Origin of the sequence: Stenotrophomonas cyclobalanopsidis (assembly GCF_008710035.1) — a bacterium.
Classification (GTDB): domain Bacteria; phylum Pseudomonadota; class Gammaproteobacteria; order Xanthomonadales; family Xanthomonadaceae; genus Stenotrophomonas; species Stenotrophomonas cyclobalanopsidis.
The window spans coordinates 123,640-147,652 of record NZ_VYKI01000005.1 but is presented as its reverse complement, the minus strand read 5'-3'; the positions used below and the strand labels follow the sequence as shown (position 1 = coordinate 147,652).

22 protein-coding genes are annotated in these 24,013 nt (G+C 67.0%); 13 read left to right on the top strand and 9 right to left on the bottom strand.

Annotated elements, in window-relative coordinates; translation table 11 throughout:
• Nucleotides 1-39: 39 nt before the first annotated feature.
• From hflD to FJU31_RS06225, 4 genes are read right to left on the bottom strand one after another with little or no spacing between them, the layout of a single operon-like run.
• Nucleotides 40-654, bottom strand: a complete 615-nt coding sequence (gene hflD, locus FJU31_RS06240) for a high frequency lysogenization protein HflD (RefSeq protein ID WP_150453969.1) — start codon at nt 652-654, stop codon at nt 40-42.
• Entirely contained in the window at nt 651-1,793 is a 1,143-nt protein-coding gene (gene mnmA, locus FJU31_RS06235; RefSeq protein WP_150453968.1) for a tRNA 2-thiouridine(34) synthase MnmA, read from the bottom strand. Before mnmA ends, hflD begins: the two co-directional genes overlap by 4 nt.
• Nucleotides 1,790-2,251, bottom strand: a complete 462-nt coding sequence (locus FJU31_RS06230) for an NUDIX hydrolase (RefSeq protein ID WP_150453967.1) — start codon at nt 2,249-2,251, stop codon at nt 1,790-1,792. The genes mnmA and FJU31_RS06230 overlap by 4 nt, the downstream gene beginning before the upstream one ends.
• 1 nt (nt 2,252) lies before the next feature.
• Entirely contained in the window at nt 2,253-2,741 is a 489-nt protein-coding gene (locus FJU31_RS06225) for a hypothetical protein (RefSeq protein ID WP_150453966.1), read from the bottom strand.
• A gap of 110 nt (nt 2,742-2,851) precedes the next feature.
• Here FJU31_RS06225 and clpS point away from each other — a divergent pair, with 110 nt between their 5' ends.
• Together clpS and clpA are read left to right on the top strand one after the other, a co-directional pair.
• Nucleotides 2,852-3,169, top strand: coding sequence for an ATP-dependent Clp protease adapter ClpS (clpS, locus tag FJU31_RS06220; protein WP_150453965.1), 318 nt, complete (start codon nt 2,852-2,854; stop codon nt 3,167-3,169).
• A gap of 338 nt (nt 3,170-3,507) precedes the next feature.
• Complete coding sequence (gene clpA / locus FJU31_RS06215) at nt 3,508-5,790, top strand: ATP-dependent Clp protease ATP-binding subunit ClpA (RefSeq protein WP_150453964.1); 2,283 nt, start codon at nt 3,508-3,510, stop codon at nt 5,788-5,790.
• 63 nt (nt 5,791-5,853) lie between these two features.
• Here the strand turns inward: clpA and FJU31_RS06210 are convergent, their stop codons facing one another.
• The 5 genes from FJU31_RS06210 to trxB form a co-directional block, all read right to left on the bottom strand.
• Entirely contained in the window at nt 5,854-6,246 is a 393-nt protein-coding gene (locus FJU31_RS06210; protein WP_150453963.1) for a hypothetical protein, read from the bottom strand.
• 202 nt (nt 6,247-6,448) lie between these two features.
• On the bottom strand, nt 6,449-6,667 hold the full coding sequence (gene infA / locus FJU31_RS06205) for a translation initiation factor IF-1 (RefSeq protein ID WP_005409596.1): 219 nt from the start codon (nt 6,665-6,667) through the stop codon (nt 6,449-6,451).
• A gap of 86 nt (nt 6,668-6,753) precedes the next feature.
• Nucleotides 6,754-7,494, bottom strand: a complete 741-nt coding sequence (gene aat, locus FJU31_RS06200; RefSeq protein WP_150453962.1) for a leucyl/phenylalanyl-tRNA--protein transferase — start codon at nt 7,492-7,494, stop codon at nt 6,754-6,756.
• 80 nt (nt 7,495-7,574) lie between these two features.
• On the bottom strand, nt 7,575-8,699 hold the full coding sequence (locus FJU31_RS06195) for a GNAT family N-acetyltransferase (protein ID WP_150453961.1): 1,125 nt from the start codon (nt 8,697-8,699) through the stop codon (nt 7,575-7,577).
• 152 nt (nt 8,700-8,851) lie between these two features.
• On the bottom strand, nt 8,852-9,823 hold the full coding sequence (gene trxB, locus FJU31_RS06190; protein WP_150453960.1) for a thioredoxin-disulfide reductase: 972 nt from the start codon (nt 9,821-9,823) through the stop codon (nt 8,852-8,854).
• Between the two features lie 233 nt (nt 9,824-10,056).
• Here trxB and FJU31_RS06185 point away from each other — a divergent pair, with 233 nt between their 5' ends.
• The 11 genes from FJU31_RS06185 to FJU31_RS06135 all read left to right on the top strand — a co-directional run bounded on the left by FJU31_RS06185 (nt 10,057) and on the right by FJU31_RS06135 (nt 23,602).
• Complete coding sequence (locus FJU31_RS06185; RefSeq protein WP_150453959.1) at nt 10,057-12,417, top strand: DNA translocase FtsK; 2,361 nt, start codon at nt 10,057-10,059, stop codon at nt 12,415-12,417.
• Between the two features lie 36 nt (nt 12,418-12,453).
• Nucleotides 12,454-14,391, top strand: a complete 1,938-nt coding sequence (locus FJU31_RS06180; RefSeq protein ID WP_150453958.1) for a DUF3857 domain-containing protein — start codon at nt 12,454-12,456, stop codon at nt 14,389-14,391.
• Nucleotides 14,392-14,502: 111 nt separating this feature from the next.
• Entirely contained in the window at nt 14,503-15,141 is a 639-nt protein-coding gene (lolA, locus tag FJU31_RS06175) for an outer membrane lipoprotein periplasmic chaperone LolA (RefSeq protein WP_150453957.1), read from the top strand.
• 205 nt (nt 15,142-15,346) lie between these two features.
• Entirely contained in the window at nt 15,347-16,624 is a 1,278-nt protein-coding gene (locus FJU31_RS06170; protein WP_246161234.1) for a replication-associated recombination protein A, read from the top strand.
• Between the two features lie 173 nt (nt 16,625-16,797).
• Nucleotides 16,798-17,172, top strand: coding sequence for a DUF805 domain-containing protein (locus FJU31_RS06165; RefSeq protein ID WP_150453956.1), 375 nt, complete (start codon nt 16,798-16,800; stop codon nt 17,170-17,172).
• 201 nt (nt 17,173-17,373) lie between these two features.
• On the top strand, nt 17,374-18,384 hold the full coding sequence (locus tag FJU31_RS06160; RefSeq protein WP_150453955.1) for an alpha/beta hydrolase: 1,011 nt from the start codon (nt 17,374-17,376) through the stop codon (nt 18,382-18,384).
• A 121-nt stretch (nt 18,385-18,505) separates the two neighbouring features.
• Entirely contained in the window at nt 18,506-19,885 is a 1,380-nt protein-coding gene (locus FJU31_RS06155) for a YncE family protein (RefSeq protein ID WP_150453954.1), read from the top strand.
• Nucleotides 19,886-19,938: 53 nt separating this feature from the next.
• Nucleotides 19,939-20,985, top strand: coding sequence for a heme/hemin ABC transporter substrate-binding protein (locus tag FJU31_RS06150; protein ID WP_150453953.1), 1,047 nt, complete (start codon nt 19,939-19,941; stop codon nt 20,983-20,985).
• Nucleotides 20,982-22,025 (top strand): FecCD family ABC transporter permease, encoded by a 1,044-nt coding sequence (locus FJU31_RS06145; RefSeq protein ID WP_108768845.1) that lies wholly within the window; start codon nt 20,982-20,984, stop codon nt 22,023-22,025. The genes FJU31_RS06150 and FJU31_RS06145 overlap by 4 nt, the downstream gene beginning before the upstream one ends.
• The gene (locus FJU31_RS06140) at nt 22,022-22,783 is read left to right on the top strand and encodes a heme ABC transporter ATP-binding protein (RefSeq protein ID WP_150453952.1); all 762 of its coding nucleotides are present in this window, start codon (nt 22,022-22,024) and stop codon (nt 22,781-22,783) included. Before FJU31_RS06145 ends, FJU31_RS06140 begins: the two co-directional genes overlap by 4 nt.
• A 69-nt stretch (nt 22,784-22,852) precedes the next feature.
• Nucleotides 22,853-23,602 (top strand): hypothetical protein, encoded by a 750-nt coding sequence (locus FJU31_RS06135; RefSeq protein ID WP_150453951.1) that lies wholly within the window; start codon nt 22,853-22,855, stop codon nt 23,600-23,602.
• Nucleotides 23,603-24,013 lie beyond the last annotated feature (411 nt).

The following is a 24,013-nucleotide window of genomic DNA, read 5'->3' as shown; positions in this document are numbered from 1 at the left end:
ACGGTAGCGCCGGGTCATGCCCGGCGGGGGGCGCGAACCTCAGCCCAGCTGCCGGTCCACGGCTTCGGTCATCGCCTTGCGGCTGAGCAGGAAGTCCCAGTAGCTGCCGCCCAGCTGCCGCCACAGCACGGCCGCACGCACGGCGGCCAGCAGCAGCGCGCGGATCTCGGCCACCACCCCGGCCTGGCCCAGGTAGTGCGGGTTGCCCTGCACCATGACGCGCGGCTTGAGGTGGCTGATGGTGTCGGCATACAGGCCGCCCAGGCTGGCCAGCACGTCCGGGTGGCCGCTGTCGCCCAGCTCGGCGGCCTGGCGCTGGGCACGCTCGATGCCCGAGGCGACCTTGTTCACGGTGGCGCCGTCCTGCACGAACCGCCGCTCCAGCTGCAGCACCGACAGGGCCAGCTTGGGCAGGATCGGGTCCTGGCCCTGGTTGCGGAAGTAGTTGTGCAGCAGGCGAAGGCCGGATTTCAGCGCGTCGCGGTCACCGAAGACCTCCTGCGGGGAGGCGGCATCGATGCGGAACACGCTGTCCACCGCGGTACGTACCGCTGCGGCGTCGGAATGGCCGGTATCGGCGATGCGGCGTACCTGCTGCAGGGCCTGGGCAATGCCGGCCAGGGCCAGGACGCGGTCGTCGACAGTGAAACTCATGCAGCGATTACCTCAAAAGGAGAAGGGGTGGTGCGCAGGCGCTGTTCCAGCGGCGCATCGGTAGCGGCGATCACCGCGCCGCCCAGGCAGACGTCGCCGTCATACAGCACCAGCGACTGGCCCGGGGTCACGGCGCGCTGCGGGCGGGCGAAGGTCACCTGCACGCTGCCATCGTCCAGCACCTCGACCGTACACGGCTCGTCCGGCTGCCGGTAGCGGGTCTGGGCGGTGCACTCGAAGCGGCGGGCCGGCGGGTCCCCGGCAATCCAGTGCGCGGTTTCCGAGCGCAGGCGGTCGGACAGCATCCACTTGCTGTCCCGGTCCTGGTCCACGTAAAGCACGTTGCTGGCCACGTCCTTGCCGACCACGTACCACGGCGCCGCCGGGCGGCCGCGCACGCCGCCGATGTTCAGGCCCTCGCGCTGGCCCAGGGTGAAATAGAACACGCCCGGGTGCTCGGCGATGACGCTGCCGTCGGCCGGGTCGAGGATCTGGCCGGTCTTCGCCGGCAGGTAACGGCCGAGGAACTCGCGGAAGTCACGCTCGCCGATGAAGCAGATGCCGGTCGAATCCTTCTTGGCATGGGTCGGCAGGCTGACGTCGCGGGCGATCCGGCGCAGGTCGCTCTTTTCCAGGTCGCCAATCGGGAACAGGGTGGCGGCCAGCTGTTCCTGCCCCAGCTGGTGCAGGAAGTAGCTCTGGTCCTTGGACCGGTCGGCGCCGCGCAGCAGCAGCCACTGCTGACCGCGCTGGGCGACCCGCGCGTAGTGGCCGGTCGCGATGCGCTCGGCCCCCAGCTCGCGGGCGGCGTCCAGGAAATGCTTGAACTTCACTTCGCGGTTGCACAGCACGTCCGGGTTGGGCGTGCGGCCGGCGGCGTATTCGGCCAGGAAGTGCTCGAACACGCCCTGCCAGTACTCGCTTGAAAAATCGCGGAAGTGGAACGGGATGCCGAGCAGGCCGCAGACGGCCACCGCATCGCGGCGGTCATCCTCGGCGCGGCAGTCGCCACTGCCATCGTCGGCCCAGTTCTGCATGAACAGGCCGGCCACCGCCTCGCCTTGCTGCACCAGGCGCCAGGCGGCCACGGAGGAATCCACGCCGCCGGACACGCCGACCATCACCCGAGGGCTGCTCATGCGACCTCCTGGACCAGGGAAAGCGGATGGCGCTGGCCGGCCAGGAAGTCGGCCACCACCTGCCAGACCAGCGGGCTGCGCAGGCGCGGGCCGGCGGCCTGCAGCTCGGCCGGATACAGCCACAGGGCGCGGTCGATGCCGGTATCCAGCGGCTGCTCGGGGTCGTGCGAGAGCGGGCGGGCGGCGTAGCAGAAGCGCAGGAACGCCGTGCCGTCAGGCGCGGTCCACTGGTAGCAGCCGATGAAGGCGCTCAGTTCCACCGTCCAGCCGGTTTCCTCGCGGGTCTCACGCAGGGCGGCGGCGGCCAGGCTCTCGCCCGGTTCCAGGTGGCCGGCGGGCTGGTTCAGTACCTGCCGGCCGTCAATGGTCTCTTCCACCAGCAACACGCGGCCGCCGTCGACCACCACGGTGGCCACGGTGGCATGCGGTGCCCAGCGCGGGTCCTGCACAGCGTTCAACTCAGAGGTCGTCCTTCTTGGTCAGCTCCAGCTCCATCGCATCGGCGGTACGGATGGCCGCATCGATGGCGTCGCTGAGCTGGTCGGTGGTGGCATCGGCGTCGATCTTCACCACGAACATGGCGGTCTTGTCCTGCTTCACCCAGCCGCCCATCTTGGCGTCCTGGGAATCTTCCAGCATGCGGTTGGCCACGGCTTCGGGGAACTGTGCGGTCTTGGACACATAGCCCGGCGACCAGATCTCACGGATGTTGTGGCTCCCGAAGTCCTCCACGGCCGAACGCACGTAGACGATCTGGGTGCGATCGCCTTCCACGTCGAACACCATCTGGTAATCGCCGTCCTCGTCCACCTCGAAGGTGTAGCCCAGCTTTTCGAGGTGGCGGGCGATGGCGGCGTCGGCCTTGCTGCTCTCCGTGGCGGCCACGGCACCGGCACTGCCGGCGGCGGCCAGGGCGAACAGGAGGGCAGGCAGAAGAGTCCTTTTCATGAAAATCCTGTGAAACGTGGGGGACAGGCGTTGATTGTGACGGCGCCCGTGCGTGACGTCCATTCCGCGGCGGGCCGACGCAGGACCGTCGCACCCTCTATAATGTGCGGATGCCCCGCGAGTCCTCCCCCGAATCCCATCACGATCACGGTATTGCCGTGGAGCCCGCGCGCCCGGAAGTGGCGCCGCCGCCGTTCTACCAGGTCATGATCCTCAACGACGACTACACCCCGATGGATTTCGTGGTGGACGTCCTGCAGCAGTTCTTCAGCATGGACCTGGACAAGGCCACGCAGGTGATGCTGCACGTCCATACCCGCGGCCGCGGTGTCTGCGGGGTCTTCACCCGCGAAGTGGCCGAGACCAAGGTCGCCCAGGTCAACGAGTACTCGCGCATGAACCAGCATCCGCTGCTGTGCACGATGTAAAAGGCCTGACTCCGCTAGGGAGTAGAGTCGAGCTTGCTCGACTGTTTCGGGGGCCAGTCGAGCAAGCTCGACTCTACACGGCCTCCGGCAATCCGCACCGTTCCAGCCATGGCTGTTGTCCGGCCCTGCCTGCGTGCTCACGTTCAACCCGCCAGTCATCACGTGGCAATCGCTGGTGGCTCGGGTAGGGTTCGCCGAAGCGCCGGCGGGCTCCCCGGGCGTGAACGATGATCAAGCAATCCGCACTGCTAACGCCATCTGAACGCAGCAATCCGCTAGGGTGATGGAAATCGCGTAGTCAGGCCGCATATTGTCCCCATCTGCCGCCGGAGTTATCCATGTTCAGCAAAGACCTCGAACACACCATCGGCCAGTGCTACAAGCGTGCCCGTGAGGCCCGGCATGAATTCATGACGGTCGAACACCTGCTGCTGGCACTGCTCGACAACCCGTCCGCCCAAGCCGTGCTCAAGGCCTGCGGCGCCGACGCCGAACGCCTGCGCCAGGAGCTGGAGCAGGCCATCGAGGCCTCCGTGTCCCGCCTGGCCGAAGACGACGGTCGCGATACCCAGCCGACCCTGGGCTTCCAGCGCGTGCTGCAGCGGGCCGTGTACCACGTGCAGTCCTCGGGCAAGAAGGAGGTCACCGGCGCCAACGTGCTGGTCGCCATCTTTGGCGAAAAGGACTCCCACGCCGTCTATTACCTCAACCAGCAGGACGTCACCCGGCTGGACGTGGTCAATTACCTGTCCCATGGCATCGCCAAGCTGGGCGAGGAGGGCGAGCAGCCGTCTTCCCCCGAGGGCGAGGGCCGCATGGAAGGCGGGGACGGTGAGCCCAAGGGCGACGCCCTGACCGAATTCGCCAGCAACCTCAACGAACAGGCCCGTGCCGGTCGCATCGACCCGCTGGTCGGCCGTTCCGACGAGATCGAGCGCACCATCCAGGTCCTGTGCCGCCGCCGCAAGAACAACCCGCTGTACGTGGGTGAGGCCGGCGTGGGCAAGACCGCCATTGCCGAGGGTCTGGCCCGCCGCATCGTCGAAGGCTCGGTGCCGGACGTGCTGGCCGATGCCGTCATCTATTCGCTCGACCTGGGCGCGCTGGTGGCCGGCACGAAGTACCGCGGCGATTTCGAGAAGCGCCTCAAGGGCGTGCTGACCGCGCTGAAGAAGGTGCCCAACGCGGTGCTGTTCATCGACGAGATCCACACCATCATCGGTGCCGGTTCGGCGTCGGGCGGCACCATGGACGCCTCCAACCTGATCAAGCCCGCCCTGGCCTCGGGCGAGCTGCGCTGCATCGGCTCGACCACCTTCCAGGAATACCGCGGCATCTTCGAGAAGGACCGTGCCCTGGCGCGGCGCTTCCAGAAGATCGACATCGTCGAACCCACCGTGGGTGAGACCTACGAGATCCTGCAGGGCCTGAAGAGCAAGTATGAGATCCATCACGGCGTGACCTATTCGGACGAGGCGCTGCAGGCTGCGGTGGACCTGTCGGTGAAGCACATTGCCGACCGCCTGCTGCCCGACAAGGCCATCGATGTCATCGATGAGGCCGGCGCACGCCAGCGCCTGCTGCCTGAAGGTGAGCGCAAGGAGCTGATCGACATCGAGGAAGTCGAGGCGATCATCGCCAAGATGGCGCGGATCCCGGCCAAGCAGGTCACTGCCAGTGACAAGGATGTGCTGCAGCACCTGGAGCGCAACCTGAAGATGGTGATCTTCGGGCAGGACCCGGCCATCGGCACCCTGGCCTCGGCCATCAAGCTGGCCCGCTCGGGCCTGGGCAACCCGGACAAGCCGATCGGCAACTTCCTGTTCGCCGGCCCCACCGGCGTGGGCAAGACCGAGGTGACCAAGCAGCTGGCGCTGCAGCTGGGCATCGAGCTGGTCCGCTTCGACATGTCCGAGTACATGGAGCCGCATTCGATCAGCCGTCTGATCGGTGCGCCCCCGGGCTACGTCGGCTTCGACCAGGGCGGCCTGCTGACCGAGAAAATCGTCAAGACCCCGCACTGCGTGCTGCTGCTGGACGAAATCGAGAAGGCCCACCCGGACATCTTCAACATCCTGTTGCAGGTGATGGACCGCGGCGTGCTAACCGACACCAACGGCCGCGAAGCCAACTTCAAGAACGTGGTGCTGGTGATGACCACCAATGCCGGCGCGGCGCAGGCTTCGCGGCGGTCGATCGGTTTCACCAAGCAGGACCATGCCACCGACGCGATGGAAACCATCCGCCGCAGCTTCACGCCGGAGTTCCGCAACCGCCTCGACGCGGTCGTGCAGTTCCAGCCGCTGGGCTTCGAGCACATCCTGCGCGTGGTCGACAAGTTCCTGATCGAGCTGGAAATGCTGCTGCAGGAAAAGCACGTCAGCCTGTCGGCCACCCCGACCGCGCGCGACTGGCTGGCCCACCACGGCTTCGACCCGCTGATGGGTGCCCGCCCCATGGCGCGCATGATCCAGGACAAGATCAAGCGTCCGCTGGCCGACGAACTGCTGTTCGGCAAGCTGGTCGATGGTGGTCGTGTCAGCATCGACGTGCGCGACGACGAGCTGGTGGTCGAGAGCCACGCCGAACCGGAGCGCCTGCTGCCGGCAACGGTGGACTAAGGGCGCGGGTTGATGGATGTTGCAGGACAAGGGCGGCTTAGGCCGCCCTTGTTGTATCTGCCATCAGCGGGTGCGTTGGCGCGCCTTCTGCTTGAAGACCGCCGCATCGATCGGCTCGACGCTGGCGATGGCGCAGTTGCCGCCATCGGTGCGCAGTTCGGTGCGTCCTGCGCCGCAGACCTGGCCCTGCTCGCCATCGGTCACGAACGTCAGCCTGCGCGAGTAGCCGGCCTTGCTGCAGTCATCCTTGAAGTACACGACGTAATGGTCCTGTCCACTACGCAGCAGGATGTTGCGTGATGCGCCGGCGCGCACCAGCTGCAGGTCGCTGTCCAGCTGGATGCAGGCATCGGTTCCGGCCGGCGGAGCATCCGCGGCATGGGCGGGCGTCGCCAAGAGGGTGCCGGCAGACAGCGCCAGCGCGGCGAACAGGGCGGGCAGGGAGTGCATGTTCATGGCGGGGCAGGGGATGGCGATCCGGACTGGATCGGGTGCCACCTTGCCACCACCGATGCGAATGCGAATCTGCCTCAAGGCGGGCTGACCGATGCCACGGTGTGTTCGGTCAGGGTGACCTCCGGCAGGGCCGGATTCCAGGCATGACAAAAGGCCAGCAAGCGAGGCTGGCCTTGTCAGGATGGCGCAGAGCGCCGACCGCTTACTTCATGCGGTAGGTGATACGACCCTTGGTCAGGTCGTACGGGGTCATTTCAACCTTGACCCGGTCACCGGTGAGGATGCGGATGTAGTTCTTGCGCATGCGGCCGGAGATGTGGGCGATGATTTCGTGCCCATTTTCCAGACGAACGCGGAAAGTGGTGTTCGGCAGCGTCTCGCTGACGGTGCCCTCGAACTCGATGGAATCGTCTTTCGACATGTAGTCCTGTGCGGTTCAGAAAACGGCCACGCTGGGCCTAAGGCGCGGTATTTTACGCGTCCTTCGTCCAGCTTGCAAAGATCTGGTTAATTTCCCGCCAGGCCACGGGCCGGCAGGCGCCCAACGGACCGGGTCCATGGGCCTTCACTGCCCTCCCGGCGCACGGCCTGGCGGACATGCTGCAGGAATTCCTCGCGCGGCAGGTGAAAAGCCCCCATCCGCAGCAGGTGCGGGTTTTCCACCTGGGCATCGACCAGCGGCCAGCCCCAGCGGTGCAGGGTCGCGGCCAGCGCCGCCAGGGCGATCTTGGAACCGCCGCTGGCGCCGCTGAACATGCTTTCGCCAAAGAACATCTGGCCGATGGCCACCCCGTAGATGCCGCCAACCAGCGTCTGCTGGTCCCAGACCTCAAACGAGTGGGCAAAGCCGAGATCGTGCAGGTGGCTGTAGGCGTCCACCATCTCCGGGCTGATCCAGGTGCCGTCCTGGCCCGGGCGGGGTGCGGCGGCGCAGGCCCGCATCACCCGATTGAAAGCAGTATCGGCGGTCACATTCCAGGTGCTGGCACGCAGCTGGCGGCGGAAACGGCTGGACAGGTGCACGCCATCGGTGCGGAAGACCATGCGCGGATCGGGCGACCACCACAGGATGGGCTCGCCCTCGCTGAACCACGGGAAGATGCCACCGGCGTAGGCGTTGAGCAGGCGCAGCGGATGCAGGTCGCCGCCGACGGCCAACAGCCCGTCGGGCTTGCGCAGCGCGGTCTCGGCTGGCGGAAAGGGCGAGTCCGGCGCATCGGCCAGGCGCCAGGGCAGCGGGCGGGTCATGCGGGCATTGTAGTCGTCGCGGCCCCGCACGAATGCCTCGGTTGGCGGGCCCTTGGTAGGTGCCAACCTTGGTTGGCGCGTCATCCGTCCGTGCGGAACGGGCTGTGCCCCATCACCGCCTGCCGGTATCGACGCACGTCGCGCCGTTCCTGCCGGCACCACTCCCGCAGTGCCTTAGCGAAATCCGCATCGGCCACCCAGTGCCGGCTGCGTACCAGCGTGGGCAGGAATCCCCGCGCCAGTTTGTGCTCGCCCTGTGCGCCCGGCTCGAAACGCATCAGTCCCTCGCGCAGGCAATACTCGATGCCCTGGTAGTAACAGGCATCGAAGTGCAGGCCGGGCAGGGTGGCGCCGCCCCAGTAGCGGCCGTAAAGCGTGTCGCCGCCGCGCAGGCACAGCGCACCGGCAATCGGCTCGCCCTCCATCTCGGCCAGGAACAGCACCAGCCCGCGCCCCAGCGAAATCGCCAGATGGCGCAGGAACGCCTCGGTCAGCGCGGGCGCGTTGCCGTACTCGAGGAAGGTCTGCAGGTAGAAGCGGTACATCGCCTGGAGGTCGGCGCGGCTGGCCTCATCGCCATGCACCACCCGGAAACTGATGCCCTGGCGGGCGACCTTGGCGCGCTCCTGGCGGATGTTCTTGCGGTGCTTGTGGTCCATCGCGCCGAGGAACTGCTCGAACGTGGACCAGTCGCCCGTGTTCTGCCACTGGAACTGCACGTCCTCGCGCAGCAGCCAGTCGTTGCCGAAGGCTTCGTCGTCGTCGGTGGTGTGGAAATTGATGTGCGCCGAGGACACGTCGAGCCCGGGGAGCTGTTCGCGAAGTGCTGACAGCAGCGCAGGCCGGTCCGAATCGTGACGTGCCAGCAGGCGCGGCCCGGTCACCGGCGAGTACGGCACCGCGCCCAGCCACTTCGGGTAGTAGTCGCGACCATGCCGCGCATAAGCGTTGGCCCAGGCATGGTCGAACACAAACTCGCCGTGGGAGTTCGTCTTCAGGTAGCCGGGGATGGCGCCGATCAGGCTGTCGCCCTCCCATAGCGTGAAGTGCCGCGGCTGCCAGCCCCAGTCGTCGCGCAGGCAGCCGTGGGCTTCCAGTCCGGACAGGAAGGCGTGGCTGACGAAAGGGTTGCGGCCGTCGTGCAGCGCATTCCAGTCGGTGGCGGGAATGATTTGAAGGGAGTCGAGGAAGCGGGTCGAAGGCATGGGGGAAGGATAGGGGAATGCACCCCATGCGACGACAGGCTGATGCATTGACCGCTGTCGCTGGGTGGCGAGCCTACAAAAAAAACGAGCGCTTGCGCGCCCGTTTTCCTCAGTCGAGCATGGCTCGACTCTACAGCTGCAGGATCAAAGCCTCAGCTGGCCTTGCCCTGCGCGTCCAGGTAGCGCTCGGCGTCCAGAGCGGCCATGCAGCCGAAACCGGCCGAGGTGATCGCCTGACGGTAGTGCTGGTCGGCCACGTCGCCGGCGGCGAACACGCCTTCGACCGAGGTCTGGGTGGCGTTGCCGCCCAGGCCCGAGCGGATTTCCAGGTAGCCGTTGTTCATGGCCAGCTGGCCATCGAACAGCTGGGTGTTCGGGTGGTGGCCGATGGCCACGAAGAAGCCGTGGGCGTCGATGTCGCGGGTGCTGCCGTCCTGGGTCGACTTCACGCGCACGCCGGTCACGCCTGCGTCGTTGCCCAGCACTTCTTCCACCTGGTGGTGCCAGACGGTTTCGATCTTGCCGGCGGCGACCTTGGCGAACAGCTTGTCCTGCATGATCTTTTCCGCCTTCAGGGTGTCGCGGCGATGGACCAGGTACACCTTGCGGGCGATGTTGGACAGGTACAGGGCTTCTTCGACCGCGGTGTTGCCGCCGCCGACCACGACCACGTCCTGGTCACGGTAGAAGAAGCCGTCGCAGGTGGCGCAGGCAGACACGCCACGGCCCTTGAAGGTCTCTTCGGTCGGGATGCCCAGGTACTTGGCGGTGGCGCCGGTGGAGATGATCAGCGCATCGCAGGTGTACTCGTGGCTGTCGCCGATCAGCTTGAACGGACGCTGGGACAGGTCGGCCGTATGGATGTGGTCGAAGATGACCTCGGTCTCGAAGCGCTCGGCGTGGGCCTGCATGCGCGCCATCAGGTCCGGGCCCATCAGGCCGTGGGCGTCACCCGGCCAGTTGTCCACCTCGGTGGTGGTCATCAGCTGGCCACCCTGCTGCAGGCCGGTGATGACGACCGGCTTCAGGTTGGCGCGGGCAGCGTAGACGGCGGCGGTCCAACCGGCCGGGCCGGAACCGAGGATGACGAGGCGCTGGTGGCGGGAGGGCAGGCTGGTGCTCATGTAAACTCGCGAAAAGGTAGATGGGACAAGGCGCTGGCGATGTTTGCGCAGCATCCTCGGCAGGTCATAGAGTGGCGGCTGGGGCGGGGTGATTCAAGCCGATGGGCAGAACGCCGTCGCCCACGGGTGGTTTGGGGGCCTGCCGGCACCTTGGATGCCACGCGTGACTGAAAACTGACGCCGTGTCGTTTATTATCAAGTACTAACAGCGCATTCCAAAGGTATGGTCTAAGGTGGCGAAGCAGGTGCCCGAACGCTCCAAGTCCGACGACAAAAAGGCGTCGCGTCGCTCGGCGGCAGCGGCCACGGCCGACAACCCCCGGCGTCAGCGGCTCTGGCGCGACCTTGGCCTGATCGCCATCGCGCCGGCGCTGCTGTATCTGGCCGCCAGCCTGTTCACCTATTCAACCAGCGATCCGGGCTGGTCGCACACCGGCAGCGTAGTCGCGCCCGTGCACAACATGGGCGGACGTGCTGGCGCGTGGATCGCCGACGTGCTGCTGCAGCTGTTCGGCTACATCGCCTTCCTGCTGCCAGTCGTGCTCGGCGCGCTGGCTTGGATCGCCATGTTCGGCCTGAAGCGCGAGAGCAAGGGAGAGAACGATCTCGATCCGGCCCTGCGCCTGGTCGGCCTGGTCGGCTTCCTGATTGCCGGCACCGGCTTCCTGCACGTGCGCCTGTTCAGTGGCGACGTCTCCAGCGCCGGCGGCATCCTCGGCAAACTGGTCGGCAACTCGCTCACCGTCGGCTTCGGTGCGCTGGGTGCGAACCTGTTCGTGCTGGTGCTGCTGCTGGCCTCGATCACTCTGGCCACCGGCCTGTCGTGGTTCGCGGTGATGGAGAAGATCGGCCGTGGCGTGATGTCGCTGGCGCCGCTGCTGGAACGCAAGAAAGAGCAGGCCACCGAGTGGCAGCAGACCCGCGCCATGCGCGAGGAGCGCCAGGAAGTGCGCAAGGCCGACGCCGAAGTGCGCGCCAAGCGCGAGCCGGTGAAGATCGAGCCGCGCCCGGAGCCGGTGATCGAGAAGAGCGACCGGGCCAAGCGCGATACGCAGATCCCGATGTTCCGTGGCGTCAATGGCGATGGCTCGGATCTGCCACCGCTGGCCCTGCTGGATGATCCGAAGCCGCAGCCCGTGGGCTACGACAAGGACACCCTGGATGCGCTTTCGCGGCAGATCGAGTTCAAGCTCAAGGACTTCCGCATCGACGCGCAGGTGGTCGGCGCCAATCCCGGCCCGGTCATCACCCGCTTCGAGATCGAGCCGGCACCGGGCATCAAGGTCAGCCAGATCAGCTCGCTGGACAAGGACATCGCCCGTGGCCTGTCGGTGAAGTCGGTGCGTGTGGTGGACGTCATTCCCGGCAAGTCGGTGATCGGCCTGGAGATTCCCAACGTCACGCGCGAAATGATCTACCTCTCCGAACTCTTGCGTTCGAAGGAGTACGACAAGTCGGCCAGCGTGCTGACCCTGGCGCTGGGCAAGGATATCGCCGGCCGCTCCACCGTGGCCGACCTGGCGCGAATGCCGCATTTGCTGGTGGCCGGTACCACCGGTTCGGGCAAGTCGGTGGCGGTCAACGCCATGGTGCTCAGCCTGCTGTTCAAGGCCTCGCCGAAAGACCTGCGCATGCTGATGATCGACCCGAAGATGCTCGAACTGAGCGTCTACCAGGGCATCCCGCACCTGCTGGCGCCGGTGGTCACCGACATGAAGGAGGCCGCCAACGGCCTGCGCTGGTGCGTGGCCGAGATGGAACGCCGCTACAAGCTGATGAGCGCGGTAGGCGTGCGCAACCTGGCCGGCTTCAACAAGAAGGTGAAGGACGCCCAGGACGCCGGCCAGCCGCTGATGGACCCGCTGTTCAAGCCGAACCCGGAGCTGGGCGAAGCCCCGCGCCCGCTGGAGACGCTGCCGTTCATCGTCATCTTCATCGACGAATTCGCCGACATGATGATGATCGTCGGCAAGAAGGTGGAAGAGCTGATCGCCCGCCTGGCACAGAAGGCGCGTGCGGCCGGCATCCACCTGATCCTGGCCACCCAGCGCCCGTCGGTGGACGTCATCACCGGCCTGATCAAGGCCAACATCCCGACCCGCATCGCGTTCCAGGTCAGCTCGAAGATCGATTCGCGCACCATCCTCGACCAGTCCGGCGCGGAAACCCTGCTGGGCCACGGCGACATGCTGTACCTGCCGCCCGGCACCGCCATGCCCGAGCGCGTGCACGGCGCGTTCGTCTCCGACGATGAAGTGCATCGCGTGGTCGAGCACCTGAAGGCAATGGGCCCGGCCGACTATGTCGACGGCGTGCTGGACGAAGTGCAGACGATGGGCGATGGCGTGGTGGTCGGCGCGACCGGCCTGCCGGAAACCAGTGCGGCCGGCGACGAGTCCGATCCGCTGTACGACGAGGCGCTGCGCGTGGTCACCGAGACCCGTCGCGCGTCCATTTCCGGCGTGCAGCGCCGCCTGAAGATCGGCTACAACCGCGCGGCACGACTGATCGAGGCCATGGAAGCGGCCGGCGTGGTCAGTGCTCCCGAACACAACGGCGACCGTACGGTGCTGGCACCGCCGCCGCCGAAGTAAGCCCTGCCACGCCTACGACGTCCAAGGATCCGACGCATGTTCCGACCCGCTCCCTGCGCGCTTGCGCTGGCCTGCCTGCTTGCCGCCAGCACGGCCCTGGCCGGGGCGTCCGCCTCGGCGCCGAACCCGGCGCCGCCCTCGGTCGGCAGCGATGCCGAGGCAAGCAACAACTTCAGCTTCGTCCGCTACCGCGCTGACTACGTGGTGCGGCCGGACGCCGGCAACGTGCAGACCGAGAGCTACGAGATCCTGCTTAAGACCAAGGCGGCGGTGGAGCAGTTCAGCCAGGTGCGGCTGAGCTACAGCGAGAAAATGGAAACCCTGGACGTGGTCAGCGCTTACACGCTGACCGCCGATGGCCAGCGCCGTGATGTGCCGGCCGACCGCATCTACACCCAGGAGAGCTATTCCAGCGCGGCGGCGGCGATGTACGCCGACCGCAAGGTGCGGGTGATCGTGTTCCCGAACCTGGCGCCGGGCACGCGCCTGGTCTACCAGGTGCGCCGCACCCAGCAGACCCCGTACTTCCCCGGCTACTTCGGCCTGTGGGAAACCTTCAATGTGTTCACCCAGTACGACGATGCCGAGGTGACCCTGAGTGCGCCGGCCAGCCTGCCCATGTATGTGGTCAGTCGCGGCGTGCAGGGCAGTGACACGCCGAGGGTGATAGACGGCCAGGCGCAGTGGCGCTGGCGCTACCAGCGCCGCGAACCAATGCAGGCGCAGAACTGGTCGGCGGCGGTGTGGGAGTTCGGTCCGAACATCATGGCCAGCACGTTCCGTGACTGGGCCAAGGTCGGGCATGCGTACCAGGTCAAGGCTGGTGAAGCGGCCCAGGTGACGCCGCAGATCCAGGCGCTGGCCGATGAAGTGACTGCCGGCATCAGCGACCGCAAGGCCCAGGCCGATGCGCTGTACCGCTGGGTGGCGCAGAACATCCGCTACGTGGCCGTGTACCTGGGCAATGGCGGGCTGGAGCCGAACAGCGCGCAGAGCATCCTCGACAACCACTATGGCGACTGCAAGGACCATGTGGTGATCCTGGAAGCGCTGCTGGCGGCCAAGGGCATCGCCAGCTCCCCGGTGCTGATCGGTGCGGGCGGCGGCCCGACGCTGCCGAAGATTCCCGTGCTGGGGCGCTTCAACCACGCCATCACCTATGTGCCCGAGTTCGATCTCTACCTGGATTCGACCAGCGCGTGGGCGCGCTTCGGCCAGCTGCCCGACGGCGACCTCGGTGCACCGGTACTGCGCACCCGTGACGCGTCGTTGGCGCGTACCCCGGCCAATGATCCGCAGCGCAACGCGACGGCGATGGACGTGCGCTTCACCTTCGATGCGCAGGGCAACCTGCGCGGCGAGACCGTGCCGCAGCTGAGCGACAACGCCGAGATCGGCATGCGTGCGCAGTTCGCCCAGCTCAACGCGCAGAACCGTGCGCGTGCCGAGGAGTCGATCATGGCCGCCTCCGGCTTCGACGGGCGCGGTCAGCTGCAGCTGCAGGGCGTGCCGGTCGATCTGACCCATCCGTTCGGCTACCGCATGGCCTTCCAGGCCGAGGACTACGTGGACTTCAGCGTGGCCGGCGGCATGGCCGTGCCAGATCCGCCGGGCGGCGAATCGGTGCGTGGCCTGTACGCCACGGCGTCGGCGCCTGCCAATGAAACCCCGTTCTACTGCAATGCGAGCCTGCGCGAAGAGACCTACCGTCTGCAGTTCCCCGGCAGCGTGCCGATCATCGCCATCCCGCAGAGCCAGCACTTCAGCAATGCCGCTGGTGATTACCGGGTGGACTGGGCGCGGGAAGGGCAGGAGGTGATCGTCCACCACCGCCTGCAGCAGAACGCCGTGCGCGGCGCCGATGCCCTGTGCCAGCCGCAGGATTACCCGGCGTTCCGGGCGCTGTACCACGAGGTGCGGCGTGGCTTCCGCGGGCAGGTCCTGTACGGCAGATTGCCGGGCGCCGCTGGCTGAATCGCCGATGCACGCGCGGGGCGGCATAATGCCGCCCTGATCGCCCATTCATCTTTGCCCGGGCACACTGGCTCCCAACTTTCCTGGCGCATGCGCCCACAGGATTCCTGCATGAACATCCGCTTCCGTCGTTTCCTTGCCACCACCACCCTGGCCGTGGCCTGCGCCGCTGCCGGCAGCGCCTGGGCCGGCGCCCGCGATGACCTGAAGACCTTCACCGGTGGCCTGAAGGGCCTGGATGGTCAGTTCAGCCAGCAGGTGTTCGATGGTCGCGGCAAGGTGAAGGAATCGACCAGTGGCCGCGTGGCCCTGTCGGCGCCGCGCCTGTTCCGCTGGGAATACGTGCGCCCGCACGAACAGCTGATCGTGGCCGACGGCAAGAAGGTCTGGATGTACGAGCCGGACCTGGAGCAGGCCACCGTGCGCGAGCAGGGCAAGGAAGAGCAGAACAGCCCGCTGACCGCGCTGATCAACCCGGCGCTGCTGGAACAGCAGTACGACCTGAGCGAAGAGGCCGGCAAGCGTGACGGCCTGCAGTGGCTGGCGCTGTCGCCGAAGCGCGATACGGAAGCCAGCTTCCAGTACGCCGCACTGGGCTTCAACGCGCAGGGTCTTGTCAAGATGGAAATCACCGACGCCGTCGGCCAGCGCACCGTCATCACCTTCAGTGGCTGGAAGCGCAACCCGGGCTTCGCCGCCGGCACCTTCAGCTTCACCCCGCCGAAGGGCACTGACGTCATCGGTAATTGATCGTGGTTGCCGGGCATGGCCCGGCTTACCTGCTTCGGTAGGTGTCAACCTTGGTTGACATGCCGTTGATCCGCCGGGCATGGCCCGGCGCTACCGCTGGGTGGCGCGGTACAATGATCCGGTGCCAAGACATCGTTCCACTTCATTCCCCGGCCCCGATCTGCTGAGCGTCGATCGGGATCATCTGCGCCCGCTGGCCGAGCGCATGCGCCCGCGCACCCTCGACGAAATGGTCGGGCAGAAGCGCCTGCTGGCGCCGGAAAGCGCGCTGCGCCGTGCGGTCGAATCCGGCCGCGTGCATTCGATGATCCTGTGGGGGCCGCCCGGTTGCGGCAAGACCACGCTGGCGCTGCTGCTGGCCGAATATTCCGACGCCGAATTCCGTGCCATCTCCGCCGTGCTGTCCGGCCTGCCGGAAGTGCGCCAGGTGCTGGCCGAGGCGGCGCAGCGGTTCGCCGAAGGCCGACGCACCGTGTTGTTCGTCGACGAAGTGCATCGCTTCAACAAGGCGCAGCAGGATGCGTTCCTGCCGCATATCGAGCGCGGCACCATCCTGTTTGTCGGTGCCACCACAGAGAACCCGTCGTTCGAGCTGAACTCGGCGCTGTTGTCGCGCTGCCGCGTGCATGTGCTGGAAGGCGTCTCGCCCACCGACATCGTCGAGGCGCTGGAGCGCGCACTGGGTGATCGCGAGCGCGGCCTGGGCGAAGAGCACATCGAGGTTGCCCCTGAGCTGCTGCTGGAGATCGCCACCGCTGCCGATGGCGACGTGCGCCGTGCGCTGACCCTGCTGGAGATCGCCGCCGAGCTGGCGGGCGGGGAGGGTGGTCGCATCACCCCGCAGACCCTGACCCAGGTGCTGGCCGACCGCACCCGCCGCTTCGACAAGGGCGGCGAACAGTTCTATGACCAGATCTCGGCGCTGCACAAATCCGTGCGCAGTTCCAACCCCGATGCCGCGCTGTACTGGCTGACCCGCATGCTCGATGGCGGCTGTGATCCGTCCTATCTGGCGCGCCGGTTGACCCGCATGGCCATCGAGGACATCGGCCTGGCCGACCCGCGCGCGCAGAGCATGGCGCTGGAAGCGTGGGACATCTACGAGCGCCTGGGCAGCCCGGAAGGCGAGCTCGCCTTTGCCCAGCTGGTGCTCTATCTGGCCAGCACTGCCAAGTCGAACGCCGGCTATGCCGCCTTCAACCAGGCCAAGGCTGATGTGCGCGAAAGTGGCACCGAAGAGGTGCCGCTGCACCTGCGCAACGCGCCGACCAAGCTGATGAAGGAGCTCGGCTACGGGGCGGAGTACCAGTACGACCACGATGCCGAAGGTGGCATTGCGCTGGATCAGACCGGCTTCCCGGATGCGATGGGCGAGCGCGTGTACTACAACCCGGTGCCGCGCGGGCTGGAGATCAAGCTGAAGGAAAAGCTGGACCGTCTGCGTGCCGAGCGCGAAGCGGCGAGGGCCGCCAAGGGCCACTGACTCCGCTTCTGTAGAGTCGAGCCATGCTCGACTGCTTTTCGTAGCGTCGAGCTTGCTCGACTGAGGCGCACATGAAGTCGAGCATGGCTCGACTCTACAAATGCCGCTGCATTTGTCTCGCCTGCCGGCCTTTGGCACACTGCGCGCCTTGTTTTCCCAAGGACTTTCCTGCCATGGACCAGCTCATCCTGCCGTTGAAGCGTTACGCCCAGTTCGACGGTCGTGCCAACCGTCGCGAATACTGGATGTTCCAGCTGTTCATGCTGATCGTCTCGGTGGTGCTGATGGTGCCGATGATCACCGCGCTGGTGATGCAGTCCGATGGCCTGGGCATCGCGTCGATCATCCTGTTTGTCCTGTTCTGGCTGGCCACCCTGCTGCCGGTCATTGCCGTCACCGTGCGCCGCCTGCATGACTGCAACCAGTCGGGCTGGCTGTACCTGCTGGCCTTCATCCCGTTTGGTGGCCTGGTGATCTTCGTGTTCACGCTGCTGCCCGGCACGCCGGACGCAAACCAGTACGGCCCGGTGCCGCCGGAATTCGGCTGAGTCCCCACCACACCGCGGTCGCCGGGCATGGCCCGGCGCTACCGATGTATCTGCCGTGGTAGCGCCGGGCCCTGCCCGGCGGCGTCCGTTGGCGCGCGAGATACACAATATGGCGTGTGATCGATGTGATAATCATTCGCGTTTAAGGTAGACTGCGGTCCCTTGATGAAGAGGCGGCAGTGCCCGCCGCATCCGTCACCCATGATGTTTTCCGCACGCTCCTTCGGCTGCCTAGCCGCCCTGATGATGGGGGCCCTGATGGCCACGCCCTACGCCCATGCGCAGCAGCGCAATCCGCAGCAGCTGATGGGCCGCACCGTGCTCGACGAGCCGGCGTCCAGCTATCGCTTCGAACGTTTCGTGATCGACAGCCCTGACCAGCAGCGCCGCTGGCGGGTGAACGTGGCGATCCCGGCAAAGGCCTCCAGGACCCCGTCGCCGGTGCTGTACGCACTGGATGGCAACGCCGTCGCCATGGTGCTGGACCAGCCGCTGCTGGCCGAGCTGGCCGCCACCAAAGCGCCGCCAGTGCTGGTGCTGATCGGCTACGACAACGAGCTGCGCATCGACTCGCCGGCCCGCACTCTGGACTACACCGCCTGGATCGACCGCGCCGATGACGAGGGCGGTACGACCCAGGCCGTCGGCGGTGGTGCCGACGTCTTCCTCGACCTGATCGAGCGCCGCATCAAGCCCGAAGTGGAGCGCCGCGCCCGCATCGATACCCTCCAGCAGTCGCTGTGGGGTCACTCGCTGGGCGGCCTGTTCGTGCTCAATGCGCTGTACACCCGGCCGGCCGCGTTCCAGGCCTATCTGTCGGCCAGCCCGTCGCTGTGGTGGAGCCAAGGTGCCGCCCTGGGCGACCCGGAGCAGCAGTTCGTGCAGAACGTGCATGGCCAGCCCGCCAAGGTGTGGCTGATGCTGGGCGGTGCCGAGCGCGTCGGCGACCGCGGCAAGCGTGACATGAGCAACCCGCGCGTGGTCGCGCATCTGCGCCGCATTGGGGGCGCCACCCCGGATGCGGCAATGCAGCTGTCCACGCGCCTGGCCAAGGTGCCCGGCCTGAGCGTGCAGTACCGCGAATTCCCCGGCCTCGGCCACGGCCCGATGCTGCCCGCGTCGTTCCACGCGGCCCTGCATGAGCTGTACGGCGTGACCGATCGAAGTGTGGAGGACGGCAAGGCACCGGCGTCCGCAAACGCTGCCGAATGAATCCCCGCACGGCGTGGCCGTGCGACCCCACTACCCAGGCGTGACTGCCGATGTGCAGCGGCCCAGGCAACCGATGAATCCCGCGCCACGAGGCGCGGCCTACGTGTGCAAGGAGCCTTCCATGTCGTTTCGTCCGTCCCTCCGCCTGACCTCCCTGGCCGCCGGCCTGCTGCTGGCGGTCACCGCCACCGCGCAGCCGGTGTTCGATCAACCCGCCAGTGCCACGTTCAAGGGCACCGTGATCTCGCGTGGCGAGAACGTTGTCCCCGGCAGCACGGCCGAGGTCATCGGCCGCGGCTTCGTGCCGGGCCAGCAGGTCAGCCTGGTGCGCGGTGACAGTGTGCTCAACGCGCAGCCGCTGGTGGTCGACGCCGATGGCAACTTCAAGACCCAGCTGGCGATCCCCGCCGATGCCGTGCCGGGCACGCACCCGGTGATCGTCCGCGCCAGCCAGCCGTCGGCGGCCACCGTGCTGAAGCTGCGCGTCTCGCCGCAGCTGTCGCTGTCGGGCCAGCAGCAGTTCGCCACCCAGTCCAGCAAGCTGGTGCCGGGCCTGTACCAGTCGGCCTACAGCGCCGCCAGCAACGCGGTGTTCGTCACCTCCTCGGTCGGCCGTCCGCCCGTCACCCAGTCGCAGCTGCTGAAGTTGGACCCGAAGACCCTGAAGGTAACCAAGGCGATCACCCCGGCGCAGGTCGCCGGCACCACCAATGGCGCGGTGTACGCGGTCTATGGCGTGGGCGTGGATGACACCAACGGCAATGTCTGGGTCACCAACACCCGCCAGAACTCGATCGCGGTCTATCGCCAGAAGGATCTGTCGCTGGTCCACCAGTTCCCGGTCGACACCGTGCCGCATGCGCGCGACGTCGTGGTGGATGGCACGCACGGCAAGGTGTTCGCCTCGGCCACCGGCGAAGACCACCTGTCGGTGTTCGATGCCAAGACGCTGAAGGAACTGCCGTCGATCACCCTGGAATCGGGCGTCGACGAAGGCAAGTTCACCCCGATGAGCCTGGTGCTGGACGAAAAGGCCGGCAAGCTGTTCACCGTCAGCATCGGCACGCCCGAGGCTGCAGTGATCGACGTCGCCACCGGCGAAGTCGACAAGGTCATCGACCTGGGCAACTCGATCAGCGCCTCGGGCGTTGCCTTCGATGCGCAGCAGAACCGCCTGTACGTGGCCTCGCAGGGCACCGACAACCTGCTGATCGTCGACGTCGCCAGCGGCAAGGTCGTGCGCGACGTGCCGGTTGGTGCTGGCGCGCTGAACGTCGCCTTTGATGACAAGAGCGGCCTGGCCTATGTCACCAACCGCGGCGCCGGTACCGTCACCGTCGTTGATCGTGATGGCAAGGTGGTCGGCAACCTCGATGGCGGCACCTTCCCCAACCATGTGCGTGCCGATGGCAAGGGCAGCGTGTTCGCGGTGAACAAGTCGCGCGGCGCCGACGATGCCAAGGGCGACCGCATCACCCGCATCACCCCGCGTCAGCCGTAACCCCCGTGCCGGGCGAGGGCAGTGCCTTCGCCCGGCCAGCAAGGAGATTTCGCATGAACATCGCTTCCCGCCTGCGCCTGTGTGCACTTCCGCTGGCTGTCTCGCTGGCACTGGCCGCCTGTGGCGGCACGTCGGCGCCGCCTGCGGCCAACGACGCTACCAAGCCTGCCGCAGAAGCGGGCACGGCGGGCACCGAACTGCCTGCTGGTTGGCAGCGCGTGGCGGGCACTGACCTGCCGGCCCTGACCGGCCAGGTGCCGGTGCTGCCGGCCAAGGTGCGCTCTGATGATGGTGCCGACGCCGAAGTGACCGACACCAGCCGCATCATCGCCGGCGGTGACGATGTGATTGCCGTGCTCGAGGCGCTCGGCCTGGGCAAGCAGGTGTTTGCCGCGCCGACCAATACCACCACGCAGGCGGGCCAGGCCGCTCCGCACCAGTTCCTGTTCAACCGCACCACCGGCGTCGAGGGCGTGGTGAGCCTGCATGGCTCGCTGTTCCTCGGCAACAGCCTGCGCCGCCACACCGTGCTGGCTGGCAAGCTGCGCGAGGTGGGCGAATCGGCCGTGGTGATCGATGACCTGCAGCCAGCGCCGGACAAGGTGCGCAAGGTGGCGGCCGCCGTGGGCCTGGCGGATGCCGGTCAGACGCTGGCCACCCAGGTGCAGCGCCAGCTGGATGAGGCGGCGGCACTGGGCAAGGGCCTGGCGCATGCGCCGCGTGTGATCCACGTATCGGCCACCGGCGGTGGTGGCGCGCCGACCGTGGCGGGCGCAGACAGTGCCTCGGCCGAGATGATCGCCCTGGCGGGCGGCGTCAACATCGGCAGCGAGGCAGGGGTGAAAAACTACTCGCAGCTGAGCAATGAAGGCGTGATCGCCGCAGCACCGGAGGTGATCCTGGTGACCGAGCACGACCTGCAGCAGTTTGGTGGCGCCGAGGGCCTGTGGAAGGCCTACCCGACCCTGAAGCAGACGCCGGCCGGCGCGGCCAACCGGGTCTGGGTGATGCCCGATGTGCAGCTGAAGTACACGAGCGTCGGCACTGGCGCAGGCGCTCTGGCCTTGGCCAAGGCTCTGGCGGCGCTGCCGCCGGCATGAGTCCGGCTGATCGGCGCCGCCGTCGCGGGCGGGTGATGCTGCTGGTGGCACTGCTGGCCCTGGTGGGCGCGGTGCTGGCGTCATTCGCGATGGGGCCGCTGCGGCTGCCGCCATTGGACGTTCTGCAGGCCCTGGGGGTGAAGCTGGGCCTGGTCGATCCGCAGGCGGTCAGCCGCCGCGACCTCGCCGTGGTGTGGCAGCTGCGCATTCCGCGCGCCCTGCTGGGGGCCATGGTGGGGGCGGCATTGGCGATGGCCGGTGCGAGCCTGCAGGGACTGTTCGGCAATCCGCTGGCCGACCCCGGCATCGTCGGCGTCAGCCAGGGCGCGGCGCTGGGTGCCGTTGCGGCGATCGTCCTGGGGGCGGCAGGCGCAGCGGGCTGGCTGGTGCCGGTGGCCGCATTTGGCGGTGGCGCACTGGCCATCGGCCTGACTTACGCGTTGGCGCGCCCGGGGAAGGGCAGTGGCAATGCAACGTTGCTGCTGGTGGGCATTGCGATGGCGGCGTTCTGCTCGGCGCTGATCGGCTTTCTCACCTACATCGCCAGCGAGAGCCAACTGCAGTCGCTGGTGTTCTGGCAGATGGGCTCGCTGGCGCAGGCCAATTGGGCCGACGTGGCCGCCGTGGTGCCGCTGTTCGCCATTGGCGTGTTCGCGCTGCTGCGTTTGGCCACGCCGCTGGACATGCTGGCGCTCGGTGAGCGCCAAGCGCAGCATCTGGGCCTGGATGTCGCGCGGACGCGACGGATGCTGGTGGCCTTCAGTGCGTTGCTGGTGGGTGCTGCGGTGGCGTTTGCCGGCTCGATCAGTTTCGTCGGCCTGGTGGTGCCGCACGTGGCGCGGCTGCTGGTCGGCCCGGGCCATCGCTGGCTGTTGCCCGTGTCGGGCGTGCTGGGTGCGCTGTTGATCGTCATTGCCGATACCGCCGCGCGCACGCTGGATCCCCCGGCAGAGATTCCGCTGGGCCTGTTCTCGGCCGCACTGGGCGCACCGTTCTTCCTGTGGCTGGTGCTGCAGCAGCGCCGCAAGGACACGCCATGAACAGTTTCCTGCAGTTGCGCGATGTGGTGGTGCGGCGCCAGCAGCGCGAAATCCTGCATGGCATCAGCCTGGCCTTCGCACCGGGCACGGTGACCGCACTGGTCGGCCCGAACGGTGCTGGCAAGTCGACTCTGCTGGCGGTGGCCGCCGGCGATCTGCGGCCTGATGATGGCGAAGTGCAGCTGCATGCTGCGCCGTTGCGCAGCTACAAGTCCGGCGCGTTGGCGCGCGAGCGCGCGGTGATGCCGCAGGAACATGGCGTGCGCTTTGCCTTCAGCGTTGAAGAAGTGGTGGCGATGGGGCGGCTGCCGCATCCGCCGGATCCGGCGGTGGACGATGCGCGGGTGGAAGCCGCCATCGACGCCGCCGAGCTGCAGGCACTGCGCCTGCGCGAAGTGCAGCAGTTGTCCGGCGGTGAATCGGCACGCACCACGTTTGCGCGCGTGCTGGCGCAGGACACGCCGCTGCTGCTGCTGGATGAGCCGACCGCCGCGCTGGATCTGCGCCACCAGGAACGTACGCTGCGCAGCGTGCGCGCGTGTGCCGAAGCGGGTGCCTGTGTGATCGTGGTGCTGCATGATCTGAACCTTGCGGCAGGCTATGCCGATCGCATCGTGCTGCTGGAACAGGGCAGGGTGGCGGCCGATGGCACGCCTGCGCAGGTGCTGACCGAAGCCAACCTGCAGCGCGTGTACCAGCAGGATGTGGTGGTTCTGCAGCATCCGCGCCGGGGCGTGCCGCTGGTGGTGGTGACCTGATGCGGTAAAGCGTCGTGTTGCTTCGCGACGTATTATTGGCGGTTCGTTTTTCTCAACGGACTGACCCCCATGAAGCATCGTTTTTCCCGCACCGCATTGCTGGCCTCGCTGATTGTCTCCGGCACATCCACGGCTGCAACCACCACTGCGGTCGATCTGGAAAAGGCAGCCGGCCAGGCCACCATGATCGAGACCCGCCATGCAGACGGCCCTCATCGTGGAAACGATCTGTTTACAACCAGCTACTACCTCGGTGGCACGATTTTGATGTCCTGGAACGATGACCAGCGAGTGCTGCTGCTCTGCAAGGACGCGGCCTACCTGGATCTGCCAGGCATGAAGCCGGCTGCAAGCGATTTGCCGTTGGAGAAGCGATCGCTCGTCGCCTACCATGCGATGCTGGCCACCTTCGGTGGTGTGTCCGCAATCGGTGGACTGGTGGATGGCAGGTTGACGGTGGCCGAAGATGGCAGCGAGGTGCGCCGCCAGGCCGAGCGCCGCTGGGCGTACGGCATCGAGCGTTACGATGTGATCACCCAGCGCATGCCGGGCGGCGCGCTGCGCGTACGCGCGTTGAAGACCGCAACGGTGAATAATGCGACGCCGTCCAAACCGGGCGACTCGTTCAGCAGCGATGAGGACCAGGCTGCGCGGCTGGCCGAGCTGGGCGCGGTGGGTAGCTGGACGGAAATCACGATCTACGACACACCTGCGCGCGGCAACGTCCATCCCAACCTCTCCCTCAAGGACTGGGTGTCGGTGAAGGGGGATAACGCCGCCACCGTTGGCGAGGCGCGCCGGATCAACGGCTGCGAGTGATACGCGCTGCAGGGGGCAGAGCCCTTGGCTGCGCCAAGGGATTTGACCCCTTGGCCTCCCTTGGGTCGGATCCTTTCGCGCAGCGAAGGGCTCTGACCCCAGCAAGCCTCATCGTTCCACCTATGCGCGCAATAGCCACTTGCGCGCGGAGATTACAGGCCTAGAATGCGCCACATGAACCGGATGCCGCTCCTGAAGTTTTTCACCCTGACCCGCGCAAGCGCGGGACGGGCGTGTCTGCCTGGAGTGCCACGGGGCCGTTGATCCGGCCATCGATGGACCATCCACAGAGCGCCCTTCGGGGCGCTTTTTTCGTTTGGGGGTTTTGGGGTCTGGCTCTGGGTAGAGTCGAGGGGGGGGGGGGGGGGGGTGATCGCCACACGCGGCCCACACAAGACAGAAAAAACAAGG

Coding starts and splice junctions, on each gene's coding strand:
- hflD (WP_150453969.1), bottom strand. CDS start 654: ATGAGTTTCACTGTCGACGACCGCGTCCTGGCCCTGGCCGGCATTGCC.
- mnmA (WP_150453968.1), bottom strand. CDS start 1,793: ATGAGCAGCCCTCGGGTGATGGTCGGCGTGTCCGGCGGCGTGGATTCC.
- FJU31_RS06225 (WP_150453966.1), bottom strand. CDS start 2,741: ATGAAAAGGACTCTTCTGCCTGCCCTCCTGTTCGCCCTGGCCGCCGCC.
- clpS (WP_150453965.1), top strand. CDS start 2,852: ATGCCCCGCGAGTCCTCCCCCGAATCCCATCACGATCACGGTATTGCC.
- clpA (WP_150453964.1), top strand. CDS start 3,508: ATGTTCAGCAAAGACCTCGAACACACCATCGGCCAGTGCTACAAGCGT.
- FJU31_RS06210 (WP_150453963.1), bottom strand. CDS start 6,246: ATGAACATGCACTCCCTGCCCGCCCTGTTCGCCGCGCTGGCGCTGTCT.
- infA (WP_005409596.1), bottom strand. CDS start 6,667: ATGTCGAAAGACGATTCCATCGAGTTCGAGGGCACCGTCAGCGAGACG.
- aat (WP_150453962.1), bottom strand. CDS start 7,494: ATGACCCGCCCGCTGCCCTGGCGCCTGGCCGATGCGCCGGACTCGCCC.
- FJU31_RS06195 (WP_150453961.1), bottom strand. CDS start 8,699: ATGCCTTCGACCCGCTTCCTCGACTCCCTTCAAATCATTCCCGCCACC.
- trxB (WP_150453960.1), bottom strand. CDS start 9,823: ATGAGCACCAGCCTGCCCTCCCGCCACCAGCGCCTCGTCATCCTCGGT.
- FJU31_RS06180 (WP_150453958.1), top strand. CDS start 12,454: ATGTTCCGACCCGCTCCCTGCGCGCTTGCGCTGGCCTGCCTGCTTGCC.
- lolA (WP_150453957.1), top strand. CDS start 14,503: ATGAACATCCGCTTCCGTCGTTTCCTTGCCACCACCACCCTGGCCGTG.
- FJU31_RS06170 (WP_246161234.1), top strand. CDS start 15,347: ATGCGCCCGCGCACCCTCGACGAAATGGTCGGGCAGAAGCGCCTGCTG.
- FJU31_RS06165 (WP_150453956.1), top strand. CDS start 16,798: ATGGACCAGCTCATCCTGCCGTTGAAGCGTTACGCCCAGTTCGACGGT.
- FJU31_RS06160 (WP_150453955.1), top strand. CDS start 17,374: ATGATGTTTTCCGCACGCTCCTTCGGCTGCCTAGCCGCCCTGATGATG.
- FJU31_RS06155 (WP_150453954.1), top strand. CDS start 18,506: ATGTCGTTTCGTCCGTCCCTCCGCCTGACCTCCCTGGCCGCCGGCCTG.
- FJU31_RS06150 (WP_150453953.1), top strand. CDS start 19,939: ATGAACATCGCTTCCCGCCTGCGCCTGTGTGCACTTCCGCTGGCTGTC.
- FJU31_RS06145 (WP_108768845.1), top strand. CDS start 20,982: ATGAGTCCGGCTGATCGGCGCCGCCGTCGCGGGCGGGTGATGCTGCTG.
- FJU31_RS06140 (WP_150453952.1), top strand. CDS start 22,022: ATGAACAGTTTCCTGCAGTTGCGCGATGTGGTGGTGCGGCGCCAGCAG.
- FJU31_RS06135 (WP_150453951.1), top strand. CDS start 22,853: ATGAAGCATCGTTTTTCCCGCACCGCATTGCTGGCCTCGCTGATTGTC.